At 66.4% G+C, this 24,738-nt stretch carries 27 protein-coding genes; 7 read left to right on the top strand and 20 right to left on the bottom strand.

Annotated elements, in window-relative coordinates:
- Positions 1-27: 27 nt before the first annotated feature.
- The 5 genes from IQ35_RS06910 to IQ35_RS06930 form a co-directional block, all read right to left on the bottom strand.
- Positions 28-270: an acyl carrier protein gene (locus IQ35_RS06910; RefSeq protein ID WP_145072364.1), complete on the bottom strand. Its 243-nt coding sequence runs from the start codon at positions 268-270 to the stop codon at positions 28-30.
- A 102-nt stretch (positions 271-372) separates the two neighbouring features.
- Complete coding sequence (locus tag IQ35_RS06915; RefSeq protein ID WP_021247368.1) at positions 373-651, bottom strand: ETC complex I subunit; 279 nt, start codon at positions 649-651, stop codon at positions 373-375.
- 57 nt (positions 652-708) lie between these two features.
- Complete coding sequence (gene hrpB, locus IQ35_RS06920; RefSeq protein WP_145072366.1) at positions 709-3,162, bottom strand: ATP-dependent helicase HrpB; 2,454 nt, start codon at positions 3,160-3,162, stop codon at positions 709-711.
- 37 nt (positions 3,163-3,199) lie between these two features.
- Positions 3,200-3,979 carry a TSUP family transporter gene (locus tag IQ35_RS06925; protein ID WP_021247365.1) on the bottom strand — a complete coding sequence of 260 codons (780 nt, stop codon included), beginning with the start codon at positions 3,977-3,979 and terminating at the stop codon, positions 3,200-3,202.
- A gap of 37 nt (positions 3,980-4,016) precedes the next feature.
- The gene (locus tag IQ35_RS06930; protein WP_021247364.1) at positions 4,017-5,045 is read right to left on the bottom strand and encodes a polyprenyl synthetase family protein; all 1,029 of its coding nucleotides are present in this window, start codon (positions 5,043-5,045) and stop codon (positions 4,017-4,019) included.
- A gap of 102 nt (positions 5,046-5,147) precedes the next feature.
- On the opposite strand from IQ35_RS06930, the gene IQ35_RS06935 reads away from it, so the two are divergent.
- The gene (locus IQ35_RS06935; protein WP_021247363.1) at positions 5,148-5,426 is read left to right on the top strand and encodes a chorismate mutase; all 279 of its coding nucleotides are present in this window, start codon (positions 5,148-5,150) and stop codon (positions 5,424-5,426) included.
- Positions 5,427-5,432: 6 nt separating this feature from the next.
- On the opposite strand, the gene IQ35_RS06940 is transcribed toward IQ35_RS06935, so the two are convergent.
- Genes IQ35_RS06940 through IQ35_RS06955 form a run of 4 tightly spaced genes read right to left on the bottom strand, consistent with a single transcriptional unit; the run spans position 5,433 to position 8,032 of the window.
- Entirely contained in the window at positions 5,433-6,329 is an 897-nt protein-coding gene (locus tag IQ35_RS06940; protein WP_021247362.1) for a DMT family transporter, read from the bottom strand.
- 49 nt (positions 6,330-6,378) lie between these two features.
- On the bottom strand, positions 6,379-7,026 hold the full coding sequence (locus IQ35_RS06945; RefSeq protein ID WP_031292505.1) for a heme exporter protein CcmB: 648 nt from the start codon (positions 7,024-7,026) through the stop codon (positions 6,379-6,381).
- Entirely contained in the window at positions 7,023-7,628 is a 606-nt protein-coding gene (ccmA, locus tag IQ35_RS06950) for a heme ABC exporter ATP-binding protein CcmA (RefSeq protein WP_145072368.1), read from the bottom strand. The genes IQ35_RS06945 and ccmA overlap by 4 nt, the downstream gene beginning before the upstream one ends.
- Positions 7,625-8,032, bottom strand: a complete 408-nt coding sequence (locus IQ35_RS06955) for a metallopeptidase family protein (protein ID WP_031292503.1) — start codon at positions 8,030-8,032, stop codon at positions 7,625-7,627. Before IQ35_RS06955 ends, ccmA begins: the two co-directional genes overlap by 4 nt.
- Before the next feature lie 40 nt (positions 8,033-8,072).
- Between IQ35_RS06955 and IQ35_RS06960 the strand changes: the two genes are divergently transcribed.
- The gene (locus IQ35_RS06960) at positions 8,073-8,366 is read left to right on the top strand and encodes a 4a-hydroxytetrahydrobiopterin dehydratase (protein WP_021247358.1); all 294 of its coding nucleotides are present in this window, start codon (positions 8,073-8,075) and stop codon (positions 8,364-8,366) included.
- A gap of 60 nt (positions 8,367-8,426) precedes the next feature.
- On the opposite strand, the gene IQ35_RS06965 is transcribed toward IQ35_RS06960, so the two are convergent.
- From IQ35_RS06965 to IQ35_RS06975, 3 genes are read right to left on the bottom strand one after another with little or no spacing between them, the layout of a single operon-like run.
- Positions 8,427-9,029: a hypothetical protein gene (locus IQ35_RS06965; protein WP_021247357.1), complete on the bottom strand. Its 603-nt coding sequence runs from the start codon at positions 9,027-9,029 to the stop codon at positions 8,427-8,429.
- A complete protein-coding gene (locus tag IQ35_RS06970) occupies positions 9,026-11,356 on the bottom strand; it encodes a patatin-like protein (RefSeq protein ID WP_021247356.1) in 2,331 nt (776 codons plus the stop codon). The genes IQ35_RS06965 and IQ35_RS06970 overlap by 4 nt, the downstream gene beginning before the upstream one ends.
- 42 nt (positions 11,357-11,398) lie before the next feature.
- Complete coding sequence (locus tag IQ35_RS06975; protein ID WP_021247355.1) at positions 11,399-12,097, bottom strand: endonuclease/exonuclease/phosphatase family protein; 699 nt, start codon at positions 12,095-12,097, stop codon at positions 11,399-11,401.
- Between the two features lie 89 nt (positions 12,098-12,186).
- Here IQ35_RS06975 and radA point away from each other — a divergent pair, with 89 nt between their 5' ends.
- Together radA and IQ35_RS06985 are read left to right on the top strand one after the other, a co-directional pair.
- The gene (gene radA, locus IQ35_RS06980; protein ID WP_021247354.1) at positions 12,187-13,554 is read left to right on the top strand and encodes a DNA repair protein RadA; all 1,368 of its coding nucleotides are present in this window, start codon (positions 12,187-12,189) and stop codon (positions 13,552-13,554) included.
- Positions 13,555-13,565: 11 nt separating this feature from the next.
- Entirely contained in the window at positions 13,566-14,087 is a 522-nt protein-coding gene (locus IQ35_RS06985; protein ID WP_145072370.1) for a CvpA family protein, read from the top strand.
- Positions 14,088-14,208: 121 nt separating this feature from the next.
- Here the strand turns inward: IQ35_RS06985 and IQ35_RS06990 are convergent, their stop codons facing one another.
- The 4 genes from IQ35_RS06990 to obgE form a co-directional block, all read right to left on the bottom strand.
- Entirely contained in the window at positions 14,209-14,577 is a 369-nt protein-coding gene (locus tag IQ35_RS06990) for a hypothetical protein (protein WP_021247352.1), read from the bottom strand.
- A 304-nt stretch (positions 14,578-14,881) separates the two neighbouring features.
- Complete coding sequence (locus tag IQ35_RS06995) at positions 14,882-15,796, bottom strand: NAD-dependent epimerase/dehydratase family protein (RefSeq protein ID WP_031292500.1); 915 nt, start codon at positions 15,794-15,796, stop codon at positions 14,882-14,884.
- Positions 15,797-15,802: 6 nt separating this feature from the next.
- The gene (proB, locus tag IQ35_RS07000; protein ID WP_021247350.1) at positions 15,803-16,933 is read right to left on the bottom strand and encodes a glutamate 5-kinase; all 1,131 of its coding nucleotides are present in this window, start codon (positions 16,931-16,933) and stop codon (positions 15,803-15,805) included.
- A 34-nt stretch (positions 16,934-16,967) separates the two neighbouring features.
- Positions 16,968-18,062, bottom strand: coding sequence for a GTPase ObgE (gene obgE / locus IQ35_RS07005; protein WP_021247349.1), 1,095 nt, complete (start codon positions 18,060-18,062; stop codon positions 16,968-16,970).
- Positions 18,063-18,240: 178 nt separating this feature from the next.
- Between obgE and IQ35_RS07010 the strand changes: the two genes are divergently transcribed.
- Entirely contained in the window at positions 18,241-18,543 is a 303-nt protein-coding gene (locus tag IQ35_RS07010) for a GNAT family N-acetyltransferase (RefSeq protein ID WP_021247348.1), read from the top strand.
- A 45-nt stretch (positions 18,544-18,588) separates the two neighbouring features.
- Here the strand turns inward: IQ35_RS07010 and IQ35_RS07015 are convergent, their stop codons facing one another.
- The 3 genes from IQ35_RS07015 to rplU all read right to left on the bottom strand — a co-directional run bounded on the left by IQ35_RS07015 (position 18,589) and on the right by rplU (position 20,042).
- On the bottom strand, positions 18,589-19,164 hold the full coding sequence (locus IQ35_RS07015; RefSeq protein WP_021247347.1) for a GNAT family N-acetyltransferase: 576 nt from the start codon (positions 19,162-19,164) through the stop codon (positions 18,589-18,591).
- Between the two features lie 276 nt (positions 19,165-19,440).
- Positions 19,441-19,710 (bottom strand): 50S ribosomal protein L27, encoded by a 270-nt coding sequence (rpmA, locus tag IQ35_RS07020; protein WP_007683600.1) that lies wholly within the window; start codon positions 19,708-19,710, stop codon positions 19,441-19,443.
- Between the two features lie 32 nt (positions 19,711-19,742).
- Complete coding sequence (gene rplU, locus IQ35_RS07025; RefSeq protein ID WP_021247346.1) at positions 19,743-20,042, bottom strand: 50S ribosomal protein L21; 300 nt, start codon at positions 20,040-20,042, stop codon at positions 19,743-19,745.
- Between the two features lie 187 nt (positions 20,043-20,229).
- Here rplU and IQ35_RS07030 point away from each other — a divergent pair, with 187 nt between their 5' ends.
- Positions 20,230-20,637 carry a hypothetical protein gene (locus tag IQ35_RS07030; protein WP_145072372.1) on the top strand — a complete coding sequence of 136 codons (408 nt, stop codon included), beginning with the start codon at positions 20,230-20,232 and terminating at the stop codon, positions 20,635-20,637.
- A 248-nt stretch (positions 20,638-20,885) separates the two neighbouring features.
- Positions 20,886-22,517, top strand: a complete 1,632-nt coding sequence (gene ybaL / locus IQ35_RS07035; RefSeq protein WP_145072374.1) for a YbaL family putative K(+) efflux transporter — start codon at positions 20,886-20,888, stop codon at positions 22,515-22,517.
- A 198-nt stretch (positions 22,518-22,715) separates the two neighbouring features.
- On the opposite strand, the gene IQ35_RS07040 is transcribed toward ybaL, so the two are convergent.
- Positions 22,716-24,449 carry a DEAD/DEAH box helicase gene (locus tag IQ35_RS07040; RefSeq protein WP_021247342.1) on the bottom strand — a complete coding sequence of 578 codons (1,734 nt, stop codon included), beginning with the start codon at positions 24,447-24,449 and terminating at the stop codon, positions 22,716-22,718.
- Positions 24,450-24,738: the final 289 nt, after the last annotated feature.

Raw genomic sequence — 24,738 nt, forward strand, 5'->3', positions numbered from 1 at the left:
CCGGCCGCACGAAGGAAATGCGCGGTTTCAGCCCTTGAGCTTCGCCACGGCGTCCACAAGCTGACCGACGGTTTCGATTTCGGCCTGCATGTTCATGGTGATGATGATGTCGAATTCATCCTCGATCGCGGCCACGAAGTCCATCACGGTCAGGCTGTCCCATTCCAGATCGCCCGCGAAGGTGGTGGCTTCGGTCAGGTCCACGCCTTTCTTGTTGAAAGGGGCGATCTGCGCCGCGACGCTGTCGAAAATCTGCTGGCGATCCGTCATTATCTCTTCAATCCATGATGGGAAGCAAAGCCCGCTTCTGGCAAGGGAATAAGGCGTCAATCGGGCAGCATCTGGCCTGAAAAACTCCGTCAAGCCGCGCGATCAGCGGAAATTGTCGGCGTAAGCCTGAATTTTCAGAGCCTTGGGCGCCGACGGGATGACGGTATAGGCGATGCCTTCGCGTTCGGCATAGGCGCGCGCGGCGTCTTCGGAAGGGAAGGTCAGCGTCAATTGCTGCTTCATGTCGCCCGAACCGGCCCAGCCGGTCAGCGGATCGGGCGTCTTGGCTTCGGCGGGCGCATATTCCAGCACCCATTTACGGGTCAGCGCCTTGCCGGATTGCAGGGCGTTCTTCTGGATTTGATAGATGCGCGCGGTCATCGCGTGAAAGACTCCGTGAAATCGTGGAGCCGCGTTGCACCAGCGGGCGGGGCTTCGTCAAGGCTTGGCGCGGGCATCGGCGCGTTTCGTCCGCAATGTCGCCGCCGCGCCCGCCGGATCGTCGGGCCAGGGATGCCTGGGATAGCGTCCGCGCATTTCCTTGGCGACCGCGCTCCAGCTTCCCGCCCAGAAGCCCGGCAGGTCGCGCGTCGTCTGGATCGGCCGCCCGGCGGGCGAGGTGAGGGAGAGGACGAGCGGGATTCGTCCGCTCCCGACCATGGGATGCTCGCTCAGGCCAAAGAGCGCCTGCACGCGCAATTCGACGCGCGGCCCGCCTTCCGCCGCATAGTCGATGGCATGGCCGCTCCCGGCCGGTGAGCGGAACTCAGGCGGGGCGAGCCGGTCGACCTGCTGCTTCCCGTCCCAGCCGATCAGCCCTTCCAGCACGCCGGTAAGCTGCGATCTGTCGATATCGGACAAGCGCCGCTTGCCTGCCAGCAAGGGCGGCAGCCATTCGTCCAGCGTCTCCAGCAGCGCCGCGTCGGACAGCGTCTCCACTCCCGCGAAATCCGCCCGCGTCCTGAGCGAGTGCGCCGCATCCGACCATGGCAGCAGGTTCAGGCCGCCTTGCCGCACGCCTTCCACCAGCGCCGCCGTCACCGCTTGCGGGTCGGGCCGGTCATCGGAGCCGGAGGACAGCCGCACCGCGCCCAGCCGCCGCTCGCGCAAGGCTTCGATCCCGCCGGTGTCCGCCCGGAAGCGCACCGTCCGATGCTCCGCCACCTTGCCGCCGAACAGGGCCAGCACATCCGCCTCGCTCAAGGGCGCGGCCGACAGGATACGCGCGCCCGCCGCGCTGCCCTGCACCGCACCGACCGCGAGCCAATCCTCGCGCGCCAGCGGCGACAGCGGATCGAGACGGAACCTGCGCCCGCCCACGCTCGCCCAGTCCGCGCCATCGGCGGAGCGCCGCTTCGCTACCCGATCGGGAAAGGCGATGGCGAGGCAGATGCCCACCTCATGCTCTCCCCTCCCGCTTGCGGGATGGGCCGGGGACGGGCCGATGAGTTTCGCCCACCGCCTTGCCATCGCCCTTGCCGCATCGGCGCGCCTGCCGCTTTCCCGCCGCCAGCGCGTCCGCCGCTGCGACAGGTCGATATCCTGCCCGCCAATGCCACGCTCGCCCAGCAGCACGGCGATGTCGGCGGCCACCTCGGCCAGTCCCATCTCCCCCGCGCGCACCAGCATATGCCCGATGCGCGGCTCGACCGGCAGGCGGGCGAGCGCCTTGCCGTGCGCCGTGATTCGCCCATCCGTATCCAGCGCATCCAGCACCGTCAGCCGCGCGCGCGCCTCCGCCACCGCGGCCACGGGCGGCGCGTCCAGCCAGCGCAGCCCCGCCGGATCGCTCACGCCCCAAAGCGCGCAGTCCAGCAGCAGGCTCGACAGGTCGCTCTCCAAAATTTCGGGAGGGTCGAAGGGCGGCATTCCCGCCGTTGCCGCCGCTTCCCACAGCCGATAGGCGACGCCTGGCCGCTGGCGCGCGGCGCGCCCCGCGCGCTGGGTCGCCGCCGCCTGGCTGGCGCGTTCCGTCACCAGCCGCGTGACGCTCGCCGCCCGGTCGTAGCGCGGCCGCCGCGCCAGCCCTGAATCCACTACGATCCGCACCCCGTCGATGGTAAGGCTCGTCTCCGCGATGGACGTTGCGAGGATGACTTTCCGCCGCCCTTCCCGCGAAGGCAGGATCGCCGCGCGCTGGGCGGCGGGATCAAGGCTCCCATGCAGCCTGTGAATTTCCACGCCCAGCCCTTCCAGCCGCTCCGCCGTCCGCTCGATCTCCGCTACGCCGGGCAGGAAGGCGAGCAGGTCGCCTTCCGCCTCCTCGCCCAGTGCCAGCCGGACGGCGGCCGCCATCTCGTCCTCGATCCGCTTTTCCGCCGACCGCCCGACATGCCGCAAGTCGAGCGGCTGGATGCGCCCCTCGCTCTCGATCACCGGCGCATGGCCCAGCAACGCCGCGAAGCGCGCCCCGTCCAAAGTCGCCGACATCGGCACGATCCGCAGGTCGGGTCGCAATGCTCCTTGGGCGTCCAGCGCCAACGCCAATCCGAAATCGCTGTCCAGGCTGCGCTCATGCACTTCGTCGAACAATATGGCGGACACACCCGACAATTCAGGATCGTCCTGAATCCGCCGCACGAAAATGCCCTCCGTCAGCACGAGGATGCGCGTTCTCGCCGACTGGCGGCTGTCCATCCGCGTCGCATAGCCGGCCGTGCCACCCGGCTCCTCGCCCATCAGTTCGGCGATCCGCTCCGCCGCCGCCCGCGCGGCCAGCCTGCGGGGCGAGAGCAGCAAGACCTGCCCCTCGCACCATGGTTCGTCCAGCAGGGCAGGAGCCACCGCCGTCGTCTTGCCCGCGCCGGGCGGCGCGACCAGCACCGCATTGCTCCTCGCGCGCAGGGCGCTGCGCAGATCGGGCAGCACATCATGGATGGGCAGATCGGTCATCGCGTTCCTGTCGCGCCATTCCGTGTCCGGCGCAATCCTATCCGAACAGATAGAGGTGGATCGGGTTTTTCGGATCGATCAGCATCTTTGCCGTCAGCGCCAGCGACATGACGATCAGCAGCGGCCGGATCAGCCTGCTGCCGAAGCGCATCGCCAGCCGCGCCCCGATCTGCGCGCCCGCGATATTGGCAACCGCCATGGCAAGGCCCGCGATCCACAGCACATGCCCGCCCGCCATCATCGTCAGCAGTCCGGCAAGGTTGCTCGCGAAATTCGCCGCCTTGGTCTGCGCCGTCGCCCGCAACAGGCTGAGGCCGCCCAGCGCCAGAAAAACGGTGGTATAGAAGGCCCCCGCGCCCGGCCCGAAAAAGCCGTCGTAAAATCCGATCCCGCCGATCAACAGGCTGAGCGCCGCGATGCCGACGCGCTGATGCCGGTCCATCTCGCCGACCTTGGGAGAGAAGGTAAAATAGGCCGCGATGGCGATCAGCAAGGCGGGCATCAGTCCGGCGAGAATAGACGGATCGACCCGCTGCACCAGCCACGCGCCGCCCACCGATCCGGCAAAGGCCGCGATCACCGGCCAGCGATAGGTTTTGAGGTCCATATGCCCCGCCCGCGCATAGGCGATGCAGGCCCCGAAGGTGCCGAGCGACGATTGCAGCTTATTGGTCGCCACCGCGCCCACCGGCGGCACGCCCGCCGCCATCAATGCGGGAAGGGAGATAAGTCCCCCGCCGCCCGCCATGGAGTCGATCAGCCCCGCCATCAGCGCGGCCGCCATCAGGAAGGCGATGGTTTCCTGGGACAGGATCATCGGGCTGCCGCGCCTTTGTCAGGGACGGGCAGGCGGCTCAATAGGCGCGCGCTATGGCGAATTCCACCGCTTCCGCCAATGCCGTCTTGGCCTTGCCGCCGTCGAACATGCCCAGTGCGTCGATGGCGCGCTGTCCATAATGGCGCGCGCGCGCCAGAGTGTCGTCGATCGCGCCGGTCTGCCGCAGCAGCCGGGTCGCATGAGCGAGGTCTTCGTCGCTGGTTCGATGCCCGGCGATGGCAGCTTTCCAGAAGGCGCGATCCTCCTCCGTTCCGCGCGCATAGGCGAGGATGACCGGCAGCGTCACCTTGCCGTCCCGGAAGTCGTCGCCCGCGTCCTTGCCCATGGTCGCGCCATCCGATTCATAGTCCAAGGCGTCGTCGATCAACTGGAACGCGATACCCAGATTCCTGCCGTAGACGTCCAGCGCCTGCTCCTCTGCCTCGTCACGTCCCGCGACCACGGCGGAAATGCGGCAGGCCGCGGCGAACAGCGCGGCGGTCTTCGCCACGATGATCTCCAGATATTGCTCTTCGCTCGTGTCGATCTTGCGCTGGGCGGTGAGCTGGTTGACCTCGCCCTCCGCGATCACCGCCGATGCGCCCGACAGAATCTTCAGCACCTTGAGCGATTCGGCCTCGACCATCAGTTCGAAGGAGCGGGAGAAGAGGAAATCGCCCACCAGCACGCTGGCGCTGTTGCCCCAGATGATGTTGGCGGTCTTGCGGCCCCGGCGCAGCCCCGATCCGTCGACCACGTCGTCATGCAGCAGCGTGGCGGTGTGGATGAACTCGACCGCGGCGGCCAGCTTGTAATGGCGCGTGCCCGCATAGCCCACGAGATCGGCGCAGGCGAGCGTCAGCATCGGCCGCATCCGCTTGCCCCCACCCGCGATCAGATGCCCGGCAAGTTCGGGGATCAGCGGAATGCGCGACTGCATCCGGTCCAGGATGACGGCGTTCACCTGATTCATACCCTCCGCCACCAGCGCCATCATGGGCGCGAGCGAAGGCGCGCTGCTGGCGCGGCCGATGGAATGGACATTACCTGTGGCAGATGCGGTCATGACAGGGGCCATGTGGCGGCGCAAAAAGCTAAACGCAAGCGGGAATAGCTTGCCTCATGCCGCGTAAGGCGCAAAAAGCGCCCCACGAACGGGAGGACTTGCGTGGACGAGACACTGAAGCGGTATCGCGAAAGCATCGACAATATCGATGCGGCGCTGGTGTTCATGCTGGCCGAACGCTTCAAGGTCACGCAGGCCGTGGGCCGTTACAAGGCGGAGCACAAGCTGCCCCCCGCCGATCCCGGCCGCGAGGACAGCCAGATCGCGCGCCTCCGCCAACTGGCGCTCGACGCCCATCTCGACCCCGATTTCACTGAGAAATTCCTACGCTTCATCATCGACGAAGTGATCCGCCATCACGAACGGTTGCGCGAGGGGTAGGGGCGTTCAGGCGGGTTCGACGACTTCCGCCTCGCGCCGCTTCATCCGGGACCGGCCCAGCAATACACCGCCCAGCGCCAACGCGAATCCGGCAAGCTGCACCGCGCCCAGTCTTTCGCCGAAAATCAACCAGGCTTCCACGACCGCCAGCGGGGGTACGAGCAGCAGCAGCATCGACATCCTTGTCGGTCCCTGATGCCGGACCAGCCATATCAGCAGCGATAATCCTGCACCCGACAGGACGATCACCGACCAGCCGAGTCCCATCCACAGGATCGGGGAATTGTCCCATTGCGCCTCGCCCACGAACAGGGCGGCGGTCATGGCGACCATTGCGCCGCCCGCATTCTGGACCGCGCCTGAAATCGCGATGCCGTCTCCGGCGATGGCCCCGCGCTGGATCAGCGTGCCCGCCGCCATGCCCATGATGGAAAGCAGGGCGGCGATGGCGGGCAGGACGCCGATCGAACCCGCGCCCGACCGCTCGATCGCGGGCGCCAATACGCAGCCCACGCCGATAATGGCGACGCCAAGACCGCTCCATGCCCGCGCGGGCAGGCGTTCGCTCAGGAAGATCACGCAGGCCACCGCGACCATCAACGGTTGAAGCGCGCCCAGCAGAGACATGATGCCGGCGGGCATTCCATGATCGACCGCCCACCAGCTCAGCGTCAGATACACGCCATGCAGCAATGCGCCTGCCGCCAGATGCAGCGCCAGCCGGCGCCCGCGCGGCAGGACCTGCCGTGCATGGAGGGCGGCCGCGCTCAGAAGCAGCGTCACCAACGCGAGGCGCACGGCCACCACCAGTTCGGGCGAACCGTGCGGCATGACGGCCCGCGCGACGATGAAGCCGGTGGACCAGATCAGGACGAAAAGGACGGAGGCGAGAAAGGCGAGCATGGGGCAGCGCCTTTGGCGCACCCGTGTTCCCATGTCGAGCGTTGTTCGCTTATTCCCGTCCCGCGCGGATCGCCGCCCCGCCGGCAAAGGGCGTGATCGCCACCAGCAGAAGCGAGGCCGCGCCCAGGAATTTCAAGGCCGCTCCGCTGCCGTCGCCCAGCGTTCCCGCGCCGAAGATGAGCAGCGGCACGGCCAGCGGCAGGGCCAGCAATCCGGCCAACGCTCCGCTGGACCGCAATCCGGCGGTCAGGGTCGCCACCAGCAGTCCCAGCGCTGCAAGGGCAGGTGTTCCGATCAGCAGGCCCGCCTCCAGCAGGATGACGGTCGCTCCGTCCAGTTTCAGCAGGGCGGCGGCAGGCAGCGTGGCGATCATCAGCGGCGGCCCGAAACCCAGCCAGTGCGCGATCAACCGCGCCAGGACGATCAGTTCCTCCCCGATGCCGCGCAACGCGATCTGGTCCAGCACGCCGGAGTCCCTGTCCGGCGTCACCAGCCGGTCGACGGGAAGCAGGCTGGCCAGCAGCGCCGCGATCCACAACATGCCCCCGCCTGTCCGCCCGAGCAGTGCCGCGTCGGGGCCGACGGCAAAGGGATAGAGGCTCGCCACCAGCAGGAGGAAGGCGACCGGCAGCCACAGCCCCGCCGAACGCCATGCCTGTCCCAGGTCGCGGCGCGTGAGCAGCCACATAGTCCTCATGCGCTCTCAGCCTCCGCCGCATGGATGCGCAGGTCGATCCGTGCATGATCCGCGAGCGGCAGGGGCTGGTGCGAAGCGGCCAGCATGATGCCACCCGCCGCCAGATGCCGCGACACCGCCGCGCCAAGCAGTTTCAGCGACGCATTGTCCAGCCCGTTGCCCGGCTCGTCCAGCAGCCAGATCGCCGCGCCGGAAGCGATCACACGCGCCAGCATCGCCCGCTTGCGCTGCCCGGTGGACAGCATCCGCACCGGCAGATCGGCAAGCGCCAGGAGCGCCATGGCGTCCAGCGCGCGGTCGAGCGTCCCGTCATCCACCCCGTCCAGCCGCGCCCAGAAACCCAGCGCCTTCCGCAAGGGTCGCTCCATGTCCAGCGCCAGCCGCTCGTCCGTCAGGGCCACGCCGCCCCGTCGTTCCACCGTTCCGGCAAAGGCGGGCAGCAATCCCGCGCATATCCGCAACAGGCTCGACTTGCCAACGCCATTGGGTCCGGCGAGAAGGGCGCTCCCGCCCGCTTTCAGATCGAGGTCGACGCCCCGGAACAGCATCCGCCCGCCCCGCAGGCAAGCCACGTCCGACAGGCGCATCGCCGCTTCCTTCATGGCGCGACCATGTCTTCGAGCACATGCATGTCGAGGTCGGACAGGCCGAAATGATGGCCAATCTCATGCACCACGACATGGGTGATGAGCGCATCCAGCGCGATGCCGGTTTCCACCCACTCGTCCAGCAGCGGCCGGCGGAAAAGATGAACCGTGGGCGGCGTGTCGCCGGTCTGCGCTTCGTGGCCCACGGGACGTCCGGTATAAAGGCCGGTAAGGCCGAAGGGGTCCTCGATCTCCATGTCCTTCAACACCTGTTCGTCCGCGAAATCCTCGACAAACAGCACGACATTGGACAAATGCGCGGCGAACGGATCGGGCAGGCGACTCAGGGCTTCGAGCGCCAGCGTTTCGATCTCTTCCTTCGTCGGCGCGAAACGCGGCGGTTGACGGATGTCGGGCATGGCTGCGACATAGGCCAAAGCAGATTGCGAGGATAGTCAAATGGTTGGTAAACTGGACGAGAAAGCGCGGACTCTGGCGCTGGCGTCGCTGCCCGACTGGACGCCGGCCGGCGATCCGGATGGCATCCGCCGCCGCTTCACTTTCGCCGACTTCAACGAAGCCTTCGGGTTCATGACGCGCGTTGCCCTGCTGGCGGAAAAGGCGGATCACCATCCCGAATGGTCCAACGTCTATAATCGCGTGGACATATTGTTGACCACGCATGACGCAGGCGGCCTGTCCCGGCGCGACATAGATATGGCCGCCGCCATCGACGCGCTATTGAAACATTAGGGCGGATCGACATTCAGGCATCATTCTGCGTAGCCGGCTGATCGGTCCCAGGCCCTGGGGTCATTTGCCGATATATTTGCCCTTTCCCGCATTATCCTCGACCCGGTCCTCATAGCTCGAAAGGGCAGCGATCACCGCGGGATCGTTCGCGTAGCGCATACGCAGGGCGGCCAGCCGGCCGTCGGTGCCCGTGCACAGCTCCGCTATATTCTCGGCCAGATAGGCGCGCCTGTCCGCATCATAGGGTTCCTCACCCCGGAAATGATCGCAACTGTCCCTCTCGACCATGAAATTCGTCACCTCCCGCGGAAAAGGCGCAACCTGCCCCGCTTGCCCCGAGAGCGGGAGATCGCGCGGGCGATAGGATTGCGGCAGGACGTCGGCCATGTTCCGGCTGTCCGCCAGCTTGGCTTGCGGCACACGGTCCACTTCCGTGGAAGCGACGGCCTTGTCGGGCGGCAAATCCTTCACCGTGGGGGAGGGTTGCGGCGGAATCCTCTTGTCGTCGGACGGCAGCGGCGGGGGCGGTGGAGATGCAGGGGGCTGGATCGCGGTTTCGTCATGCCGCGTCTGATCGGCGGCGGTCGCGCGCTCTCCCGATGACGAGCAGCCGCCCGCAAGGACCAGCAGGATCGTTGCAATCACTGTCGCGCGGATGTTCATCCGATCTCCTTCCGCAGGCTGGCGATCAAATCCGCGACATGCGGCAACCTTTCTTCCTCCTCGTTCAGGATCGCCAGGAATGCCTCCCGCCTATAGTCATGCAGCCGCTCGGGTGAAAGGCGGCTTGCTGCGGGCACGGCCGAAATCACGATATCCAGCAGCCGCTCCACGCCATGCAGCCGTCCCCACAGATAGTCATTCTCCCGATAAGCGCGGCTGAAGAAAGCCCCGAAATTGTTGAACTCGATACCCTTGAGCGTGGCTTCGGCACCGCCCGACCGAATGGCGGTGCAATCTTCGGGCGAGATGCGGTCGACCTTGATCGGGTCATATTCGTTCGTCGCGTCGCCCTGCAACAGCGGCAGGGTGGCGATGTCGTAAAAGGGGAAGCCGAGATAGGCCAGAAGCATGATGCGCCGCACTTTCCTGGGCAGCGCGGCCAGCGCATCGGCAAGCATCCTGTCGGCGGCTTCGTCCCGCGTCCGCAAGTCGCGTTCCCGCGCGACCGCAGCCAGCGCAGCGGCGGCGTCGGTCGGCACTTCCCGCGCGGCGGCGCGCACGGTTTCGCCGTGGAAATCGGCCTCGTCGCATTCCGAATAATGGGCCAGCGCCTGATAGATGGCGTCGCGCAGCTTTTCGACCGCGGCTTCTTCCGCCGCGCTCTCGATCTCCAGCGTTTCGGTCAGCCGCCGCGCCAGGAAGCGCAGCCGCCGTACCCGGAAGGCCATATCGTGCGTCCGGAAGAACTGCACGGGCGCGGAGGATGGACCCACATCCTCGGTCAGCTTGTCCGCGCCGGTCGCGCGCACTTCCGCCCAGATCGCCTGGCGATAGCTTTCGCGCATCATCGCGCTGTCTTCCCCGCTTAGGCGGAACAGCAGCTCCGCCAGCGATTCGACGATCCCCGACAATTTGAGATGCCCATAGGCCGGAAAGGCGAACCCTGCCGAATTTGCTGCCCTTTGCTGTGCCTTGGTGCGCCAGTTCGACAGGCGCGCCGGCGTCGGCCGGTCAAGGAACAGCATCCCGCCGATGGCGTTTTCCACCTCCGCCTCGATGCCGGGGCGCAGCGCGTGCAATATCCGCACCATGCGCCGGATGCGTGAGGAATGGCGGTCGATCGCTTCCAGATTGTCGCGGATCGGCTGTTCGCGCGGAATGTCGCTCAACGCCCCGAAGATGGTGCGGAAAAACCCCGGCAGCCGCATATCTCCCGGTTCATCCTCCTCCGCTTCACCCTCACGGTTCAGGCGGATGGAACGATGTCCCGGCTTGGGATCGATATAGACGAATCGGCGGTCCACCTCCCGACGGGAAGGCCGGTTGCCGAGCGCGCCTATGGCCTGCGCGAAGGGCGCATTGGCCAACACCGACCCGTCGATCAGCACGGCGTCCTCGGCCATACCCTGCGCCGCATGGCGGGGCAGGGCGCGCGCCAGGAAGGCGTCGCGCGTCGGCCACGCCCGATGGCGGCGCTTGAGCACCGCGTCCAGCTCCCGCACGGTGAAGGGCGGGAAGGCGCCGGGAAAGCTCGCCGTCGCCCGCGCGGCGAAGACCAGTTCCACCGCGTCGGCGAAGGCGCGCTTCCCATGGCCCTGTGCGCGAAAGCCGATGGACAGACGATGTTCCGTCTCGATCACCTGCGGCGGGCTGTTGAGCGTCAGGCTTTGCGGATGGCCCTCGAAATCGGTGACGGTGACGAACAGGTCCAGCGGATGCCCGTCGGGCAGCAGCGAAGGCCCGCGCTCCGTCGCCTCCATCGCGTCGAACGCGTCGAGGATCATGCCGGAGAATATCTGCCCGCCGAAAGGCGGCTCGAACCAGCGCGACCGGATGAAACGCGACAATTTCTGGCGCACCTCTTCCCGCGTGTCGGGCGCGACGGTACGCTCCACCGCGTCGCCGGGCCGCCGGGCCGCCACCCATACGAGCGGCGCCGCCCAGAATTTCGTGATCGCCCGCGCGGGCCGCGCATCGGGGTCCAGCAACTCCTCGACATCGGCATTCTCCAGCCACATGTCGGTCAGCGGCTCCAGCGATTGACCCGTCTCGATCGCCTGCGCCAGGAATATGCCGTTGATCCCGCCCGCGCTTGCCCCCGCGATGATGTCGGGCATGACGCGCAGCTTGATGCCGCTTTCCTGCTCCATCGCTTCCAACAGGCGGCGATAGACCGCTTCGGTGCTGTTGCCGGGGGGAGAACCGTCATGAAAAGACCGGCTCGCCCGCGCCAGCCGCCAGATTTCCTTGCTGATGCCGTGCATGTAGACCGCAAGGCTGATCCCGCCATAGCAGACCAGCGCCAGCCGGAGTTCCTTCTCCCTCATGCCCCATGGATCGCAGAGCGGCGCGGGCTTGTCGAGAGGGCGTCAGCCAAGCGCGAACTCCGCCCAGATCGGCAGATGGTCCGAAGCCTTCCGCGCCGCCGCGCTTTCATGCACGCCGCTGTCCATCAGCTTCAGCCGCCCGCAATGCATGATCCGGTCCAGCCGCGCCACGGGCCGCCGCGCGTGGAAGCTCCGCCCGCACGGCGCGAAGCTGTAATGCCGTGCAAAGTCGGCCAGGCATCCCCGTTCCGCGCTCCATTCGTTAAGGTCGCCCATCAGCACCGTGGGCAGCGCTTCCCCCTGCGCCGCCGCATGGATCATCGCCGAAGCCTGCCGCCGCCGCCACAAGCCCGACAGGTCCAGATGCATCCCGAACACCCGCATCGTCGCGCCGTTCAGCGTCACCTCCGCCATGGTCGCGCCGCGCGGCTCCAGGCAGGGGAGGTGGATGACGTCATGCGCGGCGACCTGCGCGTCCTTGCGGACGAGGATCGCATTGCCGTGCCAGCCCATCGAATCGGTCTGCACATTGAGCGGCACCGCCTTGTATCCGCTCTGACTGTCGAGCAGCAGCGGCGGGAGAGCCGCCGAGCGCACCCCGAACCGCCGGTCCGCCTCCTGCAAGGCTATGATGTCGGCATCCACCTCGTTCAGCACGTCGATCACCCTTTCCGGGATGCGGCGGCGGTCGGTGCCGATGGCCTTGCGGATATTATAGCTGGCGACGCGGATGGACTTCATCTCCGTTTAATGCGCCAGCGCGCACCCTGTTTCCAAGAGGCAATGCAGCTTTGGATTGTGTTCCGCATATGTTCTGTTATGCGTGAATCATGGCAAAGGCAAAGCGCAAATTCGTCTGTCAGCAATGCGGCACCGTATCGGGCCGCTGGCAGGGCCAGTGCGACGATTGCGGCGAATGGAACAGCATCGTCGAGGAAGCCGCCGAAACCGTCTTTTCCGCGCGCCACGATCTCCAGACGGGAGGGCGGGCGATTTCCCTCATCGGTCTCGACAGTGACGTGCGACTGCCCGACCGCACCAGCACCGGCATCGCGGAGTTCGACCGCGCGCTGGGGGGCGGCATCGTTTCCGGCTCGGCCACGCTGATCGGCGGGGACCCCGGCATCGGCAAGTCCACGCTTCTCCTCCAAGCCGCCGCCCGCATTGCCGCGCGCGGCCTGCCGGTCGCCTATATCAGCGGGGAGGAAGCCGCCGATCAGGTCCGCCTGCGTGCCCGGCGCCTCGGCCTTGGCACCGCCCCGGTGCAACTTGCCAGCGCCACCTCCGTTCGCGACATATTGACTACGCTGGGGGAGGGGGAGCCGCCCGCGCTGCTCGTCATCGATTCGATCCAGACCATGCACAGCGACCTGATCGAAGGCGCGCCCGGCACCGTCAGCCAGGTCCGCGCCTCCGCCCAGGAACTCATCCGTTTCGCCAAGCAGCGCGGCACCGCCCTCGTCATGGTCGGCCATGTGACCAAGGACGGCAGCATCGCCGGTCCCCGCGTCCTCGAACATATGGTCGACACGGTGCTGAGCTTCGAAGGCGAGCGAAGCCATCAATACCGCATCCTGCGCGCCATCAAGAACCGCTTCGGCGGCACGGACGAGATCGGCGTCTTCGCCATGGTGGCCGAAGGGCTGGAGGAAGTCGCCAATCCCTCCGCTTTGTTTCTCACCCATCGCGACGAAAGCGTCACGGGCGCGACGGTCTTCCCCGCGCTGGAAGGAACGCGGCCTGTGCTGGTGGAAATCCAGGCGCTCGTCGTCCGCCTCTCCAGCGGCGCGACCCCACGCCGCGCGGTGGTGGGCTGGGACAGCGGACGGCTCGCCATGGTCCTTGCCGTGCTGGAAGCGCGTTGCGGCCTCAGCTTCTCCACCTGCGAGGTCTATCTGAACGTCGCGGGCGGCTATCGCCTGTCGGACCCGGCGGCGGACCTTGCCGTCGCCGCCGCGCTCATGTCCGCGCTCGCCGAACGGCCTGTTCCCGCCGACGTGGTGCTGTTCGGTGAAATCGCGCTGTCGGGCGAAATCCGTCCCGTCGCCCATGCCCCCTTGCGGTTGCGCGAATCGGCCAAGCTCGGCTTCAATCGGGCCTATGTGCCCGCTGCCGCAGCGGACGGTGTGAAGGGTATTTCGGTCAGCGGCTATCGCGCCCTCTCGCAGCTTGTTGACCAGATGCTTGGGCGCGGATAGCCAGCCATGCCATGAACGCCGTCGACATACTCGTCCTGCTCGCCATCGGCGGCTGCGCCGTTTTCGGGCTGCTACGCGGCTTCGTGCAGGAAACGCTATCGCTCATCGCCTGGGTGCTGGCGATCTTCGCCATCCGCCTGTTTCACGCCTCCGTGGCCGAGCTGCTGGCGCCGCTGATCGGCACGGAAAGCGGTGCGGCTATGCTGGCGCTGGTTCTCATATTCGGTGTGACGTTCGCGGCGGGCAAGCTGCTCGCTCACGCCATCGGCAAGCGCACGCGCCAGTCGGTGCTGGGGCCGGTCGACCGCGTGCTGGGCGGCGGCTTCGGCGCAGTCAAGGGATTGATCGGCGCGACGCTGCTCTTTCTCGCCTTCAGCCTCGTCTACGACACCTTCTACGGCAGCGCCGCGCGTCGCCCTGATTGGCTGTCCGACGCACGCACTTATCCGCTGCTCAACGCCAGTGGGCAGGCGATCAGCGAATTCGTCGCCGAACAACGCTCGAGGAAGCCTGCGGAAGCGGGAGCAAATTAGGCGCGAATCCAACGGGCGGCGGTTTCCGACCATTGCCGGTCATTTATCGAGCCTTGCAACGCACCTTAAAGCCCATACTGGCGAAACACCTGATTTCCGTGCTTTTTGCACGGTTTGCAGGCTATTCTCCGCTACGACGCAAGGTTTTCTCAATCAGCCAAAGATGCAAAACTTGAATGCCCACGAGGATGCTCCCAATGAAAATCAGGGAGGGCAGCAACATTCCTTCTTGGCCGGGCCTCGGCGTTAGAGTCGTCGCGCCAATAGCGAACAGCGACAGCACAGTGATCCCCAAAAAGGGAACAAAGCCGAGAGCAATAACGCGCGGGGCCGACCGGATTACCGTGCTGGAAAGAGGTTGCGATCGTGAAATCATCCATTGCATCGGAAGCTTTTGCTCTTTGCGAAAGCGGGTGTTGGCGCGAACGGACAAGACAATCATCACCAGTGCAAAGACGATGGCTAAAATAATTGAGATAATAATGGCCATGCGTCCATCCTTTCTTCTCCGCAGATAGCAGGATGCCGAATGTCCGTAAATTGACGACCGGTATCGAGGCATGCCGGAAAACACATCAATTCCGTGCAGTCGTCACGCGATTCCGGGAAAAACATATCGCATACGGTGTTGTGCGGTCGATTCGTTTCTTGCGGTGTCCGACAATCCCTGCCGGATTGAGAAAGTGTCCGACAACGCGCGTTGAGGGGTTTTCCGGCGCCGTAGAACGACTTCCTATCAGGCTACACTTTCCCGTAAGCCGCCATGCCGCTTTCCACCCAAATCGGAGCGCATACTATAACCATCCCTTCGCCCGATAAGCCTCGACCGTCGCCCTCAGCCCATCCTCGGTCGTCACTTCCGGCGTCCACAGCGCCTTGGGCGGGTGCTGCCCCGTAGCCGCCACCCAATCGGGATGGCAGAAATAACGCACCCGGTCCGGCGTCAGCTTTGCGCCCTTGCCCCGGAAGAATCCGTCCATCCGCGCGCCCGCGCCCAGCAGCCAGGCGGGCGTCGCCATGGTCCGCACCGGCCGTCCGACCGCGCGCCCGATCGCCTGCCCGAAATCCCGATGGTCCCAACCCTGCGGCGTCCCGTCATCGACCTCATATGTCTCGGCGAGGCTCATCTCCGTCTCGCCCGGCAGCGCCAGCAGCAGCCGGGCCAGATCGCTGACCTCGATCACTGAAAGCCGCCCGCCCGGTGGCAGCAGCATCACGCCGCGCTTTGCCATGCGGAACAGTTCCAGCATCTCCCGGTCGCCCGGCCCGTAAATGGCCGGCGGCCGCACGATGGTCCAGTCAAGCCCGCTCGCCTTCACCAGCCGCTCGGCCCGCTCCTTGGACCAGCCATAATCCGACAGTTCCGGTTCCCGCGCCGCCAGCGACGACACATGCACCAGCCGCCTGACGCCGCGCTTGCGCATCGCGTCCACCACCACCATTGTCCCGCGCGCGTTCCCGGCTTCGAACCCCGCGCGATCCGGTGCGTTCACCACGCCCGCGATATGGATCACCGCATCCGCGTCGCGCATCAGCGTATCGAGCGCGGCGGCATCCTCCAGTGAGCCCGGCACCCATTTGAGCCGCGCGCGCGGCGGCTGCGCCCGGCGGGTGAGGGCGTTCACATGATGCCCCGCGTCCAGCGCCTGGTCCAATGTTTCAGCGCCGACGAATCCCGTCGCGCCCGTCATCGCAATGCGTAGGGGCATGGGCGCTCAGACCATCGCCAGATGATCGCGATGGACCAGCACCGACCGGGGCAGATGCCCCAGCAAAGCCGCGATATCCTCGCTCCGCTTGCCCGCGATCCGGGCTGCTTCCTCGCTGTCATATTCGATGAGGCCGCGCGCGATCACCCTGCCGTCCTCCGTCAGGATATCGACCGCATCGCCCCGTGCGAAAACGCCTTCCACGCGGGCGACTCCGGCGGGCAGCAGGCTGTTGCCCTTGCCCAGCGCCTTTTCCGCGCCCGCATCCACGACGATCCGTCCGCGCACCGTCAAGCGGCCCGCCAACCACCCCTTGCGCGCGCGCCTGGCGGGGGCGGCAAGGAAGATCGACCCGCGCCCGCCCTTCGCCCAATGCGACAGCGGCGCATCCACCTTGCCCGAAATGATGGCGAGGTGCGCGCCCGCGCCCGTCGCGATCCGCGCGGCCTCGATCTTGGAGGTCATGCCCCCCGATCCCATGCCCGAAGCGGAACCGCTGTCCGCCATGCCCGCGATGCGCGCGTCGATGCGCTCGATTGTCTCTATCAGCATGGCGTCCGCATCGACATGCGGATTGGCGGTGTAAAGCCCGTCCACGTCCGAAAGGAGCACAACCGCGTCAGCCCGTGCCGCCTGTCCGATGCGCGCCGCCAGCCGGTCATTATCGCCGAATCGGATTTCCGCTGTCGCCACGCTGTCATTCTCATTGACCACCGGCACGACGCCGAGTTGCATCAGCCGCTCCAGCGTCGCCGAAGCATTGAGGTAGCGCCGCCGGTTCTCCAGATCGTCCAGCGTCACCAGCATCTGCGCGGCGGTGATGCCGTTTTCGTGCAGTAGATTCGCCCAGCATTGCGACAGCGCGATCTGCCCGGTCGCCGCCGCCGCCTGCGCGTCCTCCAGCGATCCGCGCCCGCCCTTGGGCAGCTTCAGCCGCCGCGCCCCCAGCGCGATCGCACCCGACGACACGATGATGACCTGCTGTCCCGCGGCGCGCCGTTCTGCCACGTCGGCGACAAGCGTGCGGAGCCAGTCCGCCCGCACCTGCCCGTCGGGATCGACCAGCAGCGCCGACCCGATCTTGATGACCAGACGACGGATCTGCGCGGGAGGAAAGCCGGGGAGGGACGCGGTCACAGAACAAGCATCCGTTCGGCGTTACGCCATCGGCTCAAATCGGCGACCATTGAGCATCGCCTTCCTCATCCGCCTCGTCGCCGTCATCCGCGGGTTCGTCCAGCAACGGCAGCACTGCATCCAGCAATGCCTTCACGCCTTCGCCGGTGGCGCCGGAGATGATGAACAGATCCTCCACCCCGGCCTGGTCGCGAAGTTGCGCGGCGATATCCTCCATCAGTTCATGCCCCAGCAGGTCGCCCTTGTTCAGCGCCACCAGCAGCGGCTTCTCGTCCAGCCCCGCGCCATAGGCGGCGAGTTCGTCCTGCACGACCCGGAATGCTTCCACCGGATCGTCTCCGGTGGCGTCGATGAGGTGCAGCAACACCCGGCACCGCTCGATATGCCCCAGGAACCTGTCGCCGATTCCCGCGCCCTCGGCCGCGCCCTCGATCAGCCCCGGAATATCCGCGAGCACGAACTCCCGGTCGCGGTGCAGAACCACGCCAAGCTGCGGCTTGGTGGTGGTGAAGGCATAGGCCCCCACCTTCGCCTTGGTATTCGTGACCTGATTGATGAAGGTCGACTTGCCCGCATTGGGCATCCCCACCAGTCCCACATCGGCCAGCAGCTTCAGCCGCAGCCATACCCACATTTCCTGTCCGGGCCAGCCCGTGCCATGCTGGCGCGGCGCGCGGTTGGTGCTGGTCTTGTAGGACAGGTTGCCCCGCCCGCCATCGCCCCCGCGCAGCAGCACGATGCGCTGTCCGACCTGCGTGAAGTCCGCCAGCACCTCCTGCTCCTCATATTCGGGAATGCCGTCCTCGTCCTCCGTGCCCTCGATCGGCTGGGGGTCGGACAGAATCTGCGTGCCGACGGGCACCTTGATGACCAGATCGCCGCCGCCTGCGCCAAAGCGGTTCTTGCCCGCGCCGGGCATCCCGCGCTGCGCCTTGAAATGCTGGGTATAGCGGAAATCGATCAGCGTATTGAGGCCCGCGATGGCTTCAAAGATGATGTCGCCTCCCTTGCCGCCATTGCCGCCGTCCGGGCCGCCATATTCGACATATTTTTCGCGCCGGAAACTGACCGCGCCGGGGCCGCCCCAGCCGGATTTGATGAAAATCTTGGCTTGATCGAGAAAGTGCATCGCGCGCCCATAGCCGCTTATGCGGCGGAATTAAACCGGCGATGGAGGGCGGCCGCCGCTTGACGGCGCACCAAGGGTCGTCATCATGGGAAGATCATGACCCACGCGCCCACGCTGCACGGCGAAAGGCTGACCCTGCCCCTCACCGGCAGGAGGATTTCCCCACCAGCCGCGCGCTGTGGAGCGACCTCGACGTGGTCCGCCATGCCGCGGCATCCCGGAGCTCGAAGGCGCGGCAGAAATCGGCTGGGTCTTTTTTCCTTCCTGCTGGGGCAAGGGCATAGCCTCCGAGGCGGTCGCCCTGGTGCTGCGCCGGGCGGATATCCATGTCGATGCCCCTGCGATTCGCTGCATCATCGAAAGCGATAACAGCGCGTCGATCAGGATCGCGCGAAAGCAGGGCTTTTCCCGCATCGGCCGACGCCTGATCGACGGAACTCCCGTCGAAATATTCGGCCGCCCCCGCGCGTCAGGCGGGTAGGGCCGGGAAGCGGAGGGAGAGCGCTTCCCGGCCCGAAGCGTGCCCTTATGCCGCCAGGGCGGGCAGGGCGTCGCCATAGATGTCGAGCGCCGGGTCCACCGGCATGTGCGCGCCTTCGCCTTCCTCGAAGATCAGGCAGTCGGCGGCGCTTTCACGTCCCGGGCTGCGCCGCTTCTCGACGCGGCCCGTGAAGCGGAAGCCCATCTTCCGCAGGACATGGCCCGACGCCGGATTATCCGCGAAATGGGCCGCGCGCACGCCGCGCACGCCGCTGGCACGGGACATGCCGAGCAGGGCGCGGGTTGCTTCGGTTGCAAAGCCCAGGCCCCAATAGGGCCGCGCGATCCAATATCCCAGTTCCGGCGTGCCGTCGGCGCAGCGTTCGATCCCGCAGCCGCCGACCAGACGCGGCGCGCCTTGGGTGCGGGCGAAGATCAGCAGGCGCGGCTGACGCGAATCCTGCGGCATCGACAGGAAGGATTCGGCATCTTCCGTCCCATAGGGACTCGGCGCGCGCGTCAGGTTCCGCAGGATCGCGGCATCGCCGATAGTCCGGGCCAGGGCGTTTGCGTCCTCCTTCCAGCCGGGCCTCAGCAGCAGGCGGGGGGTACGGGCGAACATGATAAGTCTCTCCTCTTTTCTGACGCGCCCATGGCCGACAAAAGTTACGGCTTGGCGACGGTCGCGACTGGCCGCTTCGGCTGCGCGATGACGCGCGAGAAAGCCTTGGGTTCCAGCGATTTGAGGGAAAATGATGGGAGAGTCCGACGAACGGAAAAAGGGGCGCTCCCATGGATGGGGCGCCCCTTGTTTCCCTCGAAACACCGGCAGTCTGCCAGATGGCTTTTCTACCGGGAGGATCGCCCCTGCGAAGGACGATCCGTCATCGATCGTCCGTTATTCGGCGGCTTCGGCCATCGCGTCGACCGATACATATTTGCGGCCGAGCTTGCCGGTGTGGAACACCACGCGGCCTTCGCCCAACGCGAACAATGTGTGGTCCTTGCCCATGCCGACATTGCGGCCGGGATAGACGCGGGTGCCGCGCTGACGAATGATGATGTTGCCGCCGATCACTTCCTGACCGCCGAACTTCTTGACGCCAAGGCGCTTGGATTCCGAATCGCGACCGTTGCGCGACGAACCGCCAGCTTTCTTATGTGCCATGACCTGTACTCCTTGAATCTTTGGCTAGCGGCTCAGGCGCCGATCGACACGATCTTCAGGATCGTGTGGTTCTGGCGATGGCCGTTCTTGCGGCGGTAATTGTGACGGCGGCGCTTCTTGAAGACGATGACCTTCTCGCCCTTCGCCTGCGCGATGATTTCCGCGGCGACGGTCAGCTTCGCGGCGTCCTGCGCCTTGCCGCCTTCACCGGCGAACAGGACATCGTCCAGGGTTACCTTGTCGCCAGCCTCACCGGCCAGCTTTTCGACGACGATCTTGTCTCCGGCGGCGACGCGATATTGCTTGCCGCCCGTGCGCACGACTGCGAACATGGCTCTTCTCTTCTCGTTCAAATCTGCTTTACGCAGATCATCAAGGACAAAGTCCTGCCGACCCGCGCGGGAATGTGGCCCGGTAAGGGAATGACTCGGCGATGTCAACCGATATGGGCTGTTATCGGCACTGGTTTTCGGCGCTTCGACGCCCTATTTGTCGTCGGGAAAGGGAATATCGAGCCAAATGACGCCATCAAGCGACAGGGATGAAGCAGGAAAGGGCCGTCCGCTCTTCCTCGCCACTCTGTGGATGGCGATCTGGGTGGCGCTGCTCTGCGCGCTCGCCCCGCTTGGTCCTCCGGCGAGCAAGCTCACAGGCTCCGCCTTCAACCCCGCGACGACCGCCGTGCTGCTCAAGGCCCGCTCGCCCGCCGCGCCGGAGGCGAGCCGGATGGTCCGCCCGGAACGGGAAGGGCCTGCCCCATCGTCCCTGCCCGCGCCGCCGCTGCCGATCGTGCCGCTGCTGACCATGCTGGCGATTGCCTTCCTCTTCCTGCGCGTATCGGCCTCTCTTTCCCCCCATGCGGCGCGCCTTCTCGCTTCCGCCGCCATCGGCCATCGCCCGCCGGCGCGCGCGCCGCCGCTCTCCTGAATCGGCAACCGCAGCCGGTCCGCTTCTCTCATCCGGCCCGGCTTGTTCTTTCCTGAACAAGGGAGTGCGCTCATGTCCCGCAAGCGATGGCGGCGCCGTCCGCCCTGGTGGTTCATGCCCGCCGTCATGTCCGGCCTCGGCGCGGCCGGCGCGCTTTTGTCAGCGGCCCTGCTGACGGCCATGGAATAAAAGAATATCGTCGGCGGACGGCCGGACCGTCCGCCGATGGACAGAAACAAAGGATTTCTATGCCCCATCACACGCCGCTGATCGGCACCGTCGTCGCCGGTCTTGTCGTCGCGTTCATACTGGGCGCCATCGCCCATCGTTTGAAAATGTCGCCCCTGGTCGGTTATCTGCTCGCAGGCATCATGGTCGGGCCGTTTACGCCCGGCTTCGTCGCCGATGCCAGCCTGGCCAACGAACTGGCGGAGATCGGCGTCATTCTGCTGATGTTCGGCGTCGGCCTCCATTTCTCCCTGCGCGACCTGCTGTCGGTGAGGAATATCGCCGTGCCCGGAGCCATCGGCCAGATCGCGGTCGCGACGCTGCTCGGCATGGCGCTCGCCCATTTCCAGGGCTGGTCGCTCCTGGGCGGCCTCGTCTTTGGCCTGGCGCTATCGGTCGCCAGCACCGTCGTCCTGCTGCGCGCGCTGCAAGGTGCGGACCTGATCGAAACGCGGCGGGGCAGGATCGCGGTCGGCTGGCTGATCGTCGAGGATCTGGTGATGGTGCTGGCCCTCGTCATGCTTCCGGCGCTGGCGAGTGTCATGAACAATGCCGAAGCGGGCGGCGGCATGGAGGCGCTGCTTGCCCCGCTGCTCGGCACCCTGCTCAAGGTCGTGGGCTTCGTCGCGCTGATGCTGATCGTCGGCCGCCGCATTATCCCCTGGGCGCTGCACTGGGTTGTCCACACCGGATCGCGCGAGCTGTTCCGCCTCGCCGTCCTCGCCATCGCGCTGGGCGTGGCCTTCGGCGCGGCCATCGCCTTCGACGTGTCCTTTGCGCTGGGCGCCTTCTTCGCGGGCATGATCCTGGGCGAAACGCCGCTCAGCCGCCGCGCCACCGAAGAAACCCTGCCCCTGCGCGACGCCTTCGCGGTGCTGTTCTTCGTGTCGGTGGGGATGCTGTTCAACCCCGCCGTGCTGGTGCAGCAGCCGCTGCTCCTGCTCGCCACCGTCGCGATCATCATTGTCGGCAAGTCGATCGCGGCCTTCGCCATCGTGCGCGCCTTCGGCCATCCCACCGACACCGCGCTCACCATTTCGGCGAGCCTTGCGCAGATCGGCGAATTTTCCTTCATTCTCGCCTCGCTGGGCACGGGGCTTGGCGTGTTGCCTGCGGAAGGACGCGACCTGATCCTCGCGGGCGCGATCATCTCCATCTTCCTCAACCCCATCATCTTCTCCTTCGTCGTGCGCGACCGCAAGGATGAGGAGAAGGAAGAGGAGGAAGCCGTGCCCGAAAAGCCCCGCATGGGCCATGTGATCCTGGTCGGCTATGGCCGCGTCGGCAAGCTGATCGCGGCGCGCCTGATGGAACGCAAGGTCCATTTCGTCCTGATCGAAGGCGACGCCGACCGCGCGGAAGAAGCCGAGGAAGCGGGCCTGTCCGTCGTGCGCGGCAGCGCACTGGAGGACCGGCACCTCAAAGCGGCGGGCATAACCGAAGCGCGCCGCCTGCTGATCGCCGTGCCGGAAGGGTTCGAAGGCGGCGCGATCCACGAACATGCCCGCCGCCTGAACCCTGAAATCCAGGTCATCGCCCGCGCCCACAGCGATGCGGAGGTCGCCCATCTGGAAGGGCTGGGCGTGCCGCATATCGTCATGGGCGAGCGGGAACTGGCTTCGCGCATGTTGACGCTGTGCGGCGCGGGGTAGGGACGGGAAAATTCGTTCACACTGAGACACGGAGACGCGGAGCGGACAGACGATACCCCCGCGCTCCGCGCCCGGCCCGCGGTCTTCCGGCACGAGGTTGGCGCGGGGCGCGCCTTCTCCGCGCCTCCGCGTGAATCAATGAAGTTCTTCCCGTTCAGGAGGGTGTGTTCCTGCGAAGGCAGGAACCAAGCACCAAGCCTATCCCCTCGGCTTGCGCGGCCCGTTCCGCTTCGGCCCCTTGAACGGCCTTGCGCTATGCGGCGGGCGTTCGCCATTGGGGCGGCCCTTGCCCCTGTTCCCCTCGCGGCGATGCTCGCGCGCCTGTTCGCGCGGCGTCCCCTCGACCTGCTCGATGGCGACTTCCGCGCCTTCGTCGCTTGCCTGCCCGGTGCGCTGCACCGCCGCCATGAAGCGCGATGCGATGGCGGAGGGAATCTCGAACAGCGTCTCATTGGCGGCGATGCGGATCGCACCGATCTCGCCCCGGCTCACATGGCCCCGGCGGCAGACCAGCGGCAATATCCAGCGCGGATCGGCATTCTGCCGCCGTCCGATGTCCATGCGGAACCAGACCGTATCTTCAAAGCCCGGACGCGGCCCGTCGCGGCGCGGCGGCGCTTCGCTGGCGTCGAGCAGTTCTTCCGGCGCGGGCAGGGCGGCGCGGGCGCTGCGCACCAGCATCGCCGCGATTTCCTTCGCGCTCTTTTCCGCCAGCAGTTCCGCGCCCAGCGCCCAGTCCGCCTCGTCCAGTTCGGCCCGCTCCATCAGGGTAGCGCGCAGTCGCGCATTATCCTGTTCCTGAATGGCCTCGCGGCTGGGCGGCGTGCCCCATTCGACAGGGATCTTCGCGCCCCGCAGCATGGATTCGACCCGGCGGCGACGCGGATAGGGTACGATCAGCACGGCTGTCCCCTTCTTTCCCGCGCGCCCCGTGCGGCCGGAGCGATGCTGCATGGTCTCCGCGTCGCGCGGCAACTCGACATGGACGACCAGGGAGAGGTTCGGCAGGTCGATGCCCCGCGCCGCCACGTCCGTCGCCACGCATACCCGTGCCCGCTTGTCGCGCAGCGCCTGCAACGCATGGTTGCGCTCGTTCTGGCTATGCTCGCCCGACAGCGCCACCGCAGCGAAACCGCGCTCGGTCAGGCTGGCGTGCAGATGCCGCACATTGTCGCGGGTCGCGCAGAACAGGATCGCCGTCTCCGCCTCATGAAAGCGCAGCAGGTTGACGACAGCATTTTCGATATCGGCGGGCGCGACCGTCAGCGCCTGATAGCTGATATCGCCATGGCCGCGCTCATCGCTGACGGTGGAGATGCGCAGCGCGTCCTTCTGATAGCGCCGCGCGAGCGCCACGATGGGCTTGGGCATGGTGGCGGAGAACAGCAGCGTTCGCCGTCCCTCCGGCGTTGCGTCCAATATCTCCTCCAGATCCTCGCGGAAGCCCATGTCGAGCATCTCGTCCGCTTCATCGAGCACGACCGTCCGCAAGGCCGACAGGTCCAGCGCCCCGCGCTCCAGATGGTCGCGCAGGCGTCCCGGCGTGCCGACGACGATATGCGCGCCGTGGGACAGCGCCCGACGCTCCTTGGACGCGTCCATGCCGCCCACGCAGGTCGCGATCCGCGCCCGCGCCGCGCCGTAAAGCCATTCCAGTTCCCGGCTCACCTGCAAGGCCAGTTCCCGCGTCGGTGCGATGACAAGCCCCAGCGGCAGCGCGGCGACCGGCAGCTTCCCCGCTTCGCCCAGCAATTCGCCCGCCATGGCAAGGCCGAAGGCCACGGTCTTGCCTGATCCGGTCTGCGCGGAAACGACCAGGTCGCGGCCTTCCGCCTCGGCCTGCGTCACTTGCGCCTGCACCGGGGTCAGGCTTTCATAGCCCTTCTTGCCGAGCGCGTCGGCGAGGAGGGGAGGGAGATGTTCAAAAGTCATGTTCTGTTTTTCCGTCGGATAAGCGACCCGCCTCTGCCGACGGTATCTTGATCTGTGCCGGGCCAGGTTCCCAGCGTCCCATCCGGGTAACGTCCCATCCCCCTCATCCGTTCGGGCTGAACCTGTGAAGGCTCCGCTCTTTCTTTTGAAGTTGCAGAAGGTGGAACGACCTCTGGCCTCGCTCAGCTTCGGCGAGGCGATCCTGGCGCCTTCCCGAAGGAAGGCGAAATCGGAAAGCCCCTTAGCAGACTTCCCGAAAAAGAAGAAAGCCTCCTTCCCCGCGCGGAGG

It is taken from the genome of Sphingobium wenxiniae (assembly GCF_007830065.1).
GTDB classification, from domain to species: domain Bacteria; phylum Pseudomonadota; class Alphaproteobacteria; order Sphingomonadales; family Sphingomonadaceae; genus Sphingobium; species Sphingobium wenxiniae.

Coding starts and splice junctions, on each gene's coding strand:
- IQ35_RS06910 (WP_145072364.1), bottom strand. CDS start 270: ATGACGGATCGCCAGCAGATTTTCGACAGCGTCGCGGCGCAGATCGCC.
- IQ35_RS06915 (WP_021247368.1), bottom strand. CDS start 651: ATGACCGCGCGCATCTATCAAATCCAGAAGAACGCCCTGCAATCCGGC.
- hrpB (WP_145072366.1), bottom strand. CDS start 3,162: ATGACCGATCTGCCCATCCATGATGTGCTGCCCGATCTGCGCAGCGCC.
- IQ35_RS06925 (WP_021247365.1), bottom strand. CDS start 3,979: ATGATCCTGTCCCAGGAAACCATCGCCTTCCTGATGGCGGCCGCGCTG.
- IQ35_RS06930 (WP_021247364.1), bottom strand. CDS start 5,045: ATGACCGCATCTGCCACAGGTAATGTCCATTCCATCGGCCGCGCCAGC.
- IQ35_RS06940 (WP_021247362.1), bottom strand. CDS start 6,329: ATGCTCGCCTTTCTCGCCTCCGTCCTTTTCGTCCTGATCTGGTCCACC.
- IQ35_RS06945 (WP_031292505.1), bottom strand. CDS start 7,026: ATGAGGACTATGTGGCTGCTCACGCGCCGCGACCTGGGACAGGCATGG.
- ccmA (WP_145072368.1), bottom strand. CDS start 7,628: ATGAAGGAAGCGGCGATGCGCCTGTCGGACGTGGCTTGCCTGCGGGGC.
- IQ35_RS06955 (WP_031292503.1), bottom strand. CDS start 8,032: ATGCCCGACATCCGTCAACCGCCGCGTTTCGCGCCGACGAAGGAAGAG.
- IQ35_RS06960 (WP_021247358.1), top strand. CDS start 8,073: ATGGTTGGTAAACTGGACGAGAAAGCGCGGACTCTGGCGCTGGCGTCG.
- IQ35_RS06965 (WP_021247357.1), bottom strand. CDS start 9,029: ATGAACATCCGCGCGACAGTGATTGCAACGATCCTGCTGGTCCTTGCG.
- IQ35_RS06970 (WP_021247356.1), bottom strand. CDS start 11,356: ATGAGGGAGAAGGAACTCCGGCTGGCGCTGGTCTGCTATGGCGGGATC.
- IQ35_RS06975 (WP_021247355.1), bottom strand. CDS start 12,097: ATGAAGTCCATCCGCGTCGCCAGCTATAATATCCGCAAGGCCATCGGC.
- radA (WP_021247354.1), top strand. CDS start 12,187: ATGGCAAAGGCAAAGCGCAAATTCGTCTGTCAGCAATGCGGCACCGTA.
- IQ35_RS06985 (WP_145072370.1), top strand. CDS start 13,566: ATGAACGCCGTCGACATACTCGTCCTGCTCGCCATCGGCGGCTGCGCC.
- IQ35_RS06990 (WP_021247352.1), bottom strand. CDS start 14,577: ATGGCCATTATTATCTCAATTATTTTAGCCATCGTCTTTGCACTGGTG.
- IQ35_RS06995 (WP_031292500.1), bottom strand. CDS start 15,796: ATGCCCCTACGCATTGCGATGACGGGCGCGACGGGATTCGTCGGCGCT.
- obgE (WP_021247349.1), bottom strand. CDS start 18,062: ATGCACTTTCTCGATCAAGCCAAGATTTTCATCAAATCCGGCTGGGGC.
- IQ35_RS07015 (WP_021247347.1), bottom strand. CDS start 19,164: ATGTTCGCCCGTACCCCCCGCCTGCTGCTGAGGCCCGGCTGGAAGGAG.
- rpmA (WP_007683600.1), bottom strand. CDS start 19,710: ATGGCACATAAGAAAGCTGGCGGTTCGTCGCGCAACGGTCGCGATTCG.
- rplU (WP_021247346.1), bottom strand. CDS start 20,042: ATGTTCGCAGTCGTGCGCACGGGCGGCAAGCAATATCGCGTCGCCGCC.
- IQ35_RS07030 (WP_145072372.1), top strand. CDS start 20,230: ATGACGCCATCAAGCGACAGGGATGAAGCAGGAAAGGGCCGTCCGCTC.
- ybaL (WP_145072374.1), top strand. CDS start 20,886: ATGCCCCATCACACGCCGCTGATCGGCACCGTCGTCGCCGGTCTTGTC.
- IQ35_RS07040 (WP_021247342.1), bottom strand. CDS start 24,449: ATGACTTTTGAACATCTCCCTCCCCTCCTCGCCGACGCGCTCGGCAAG.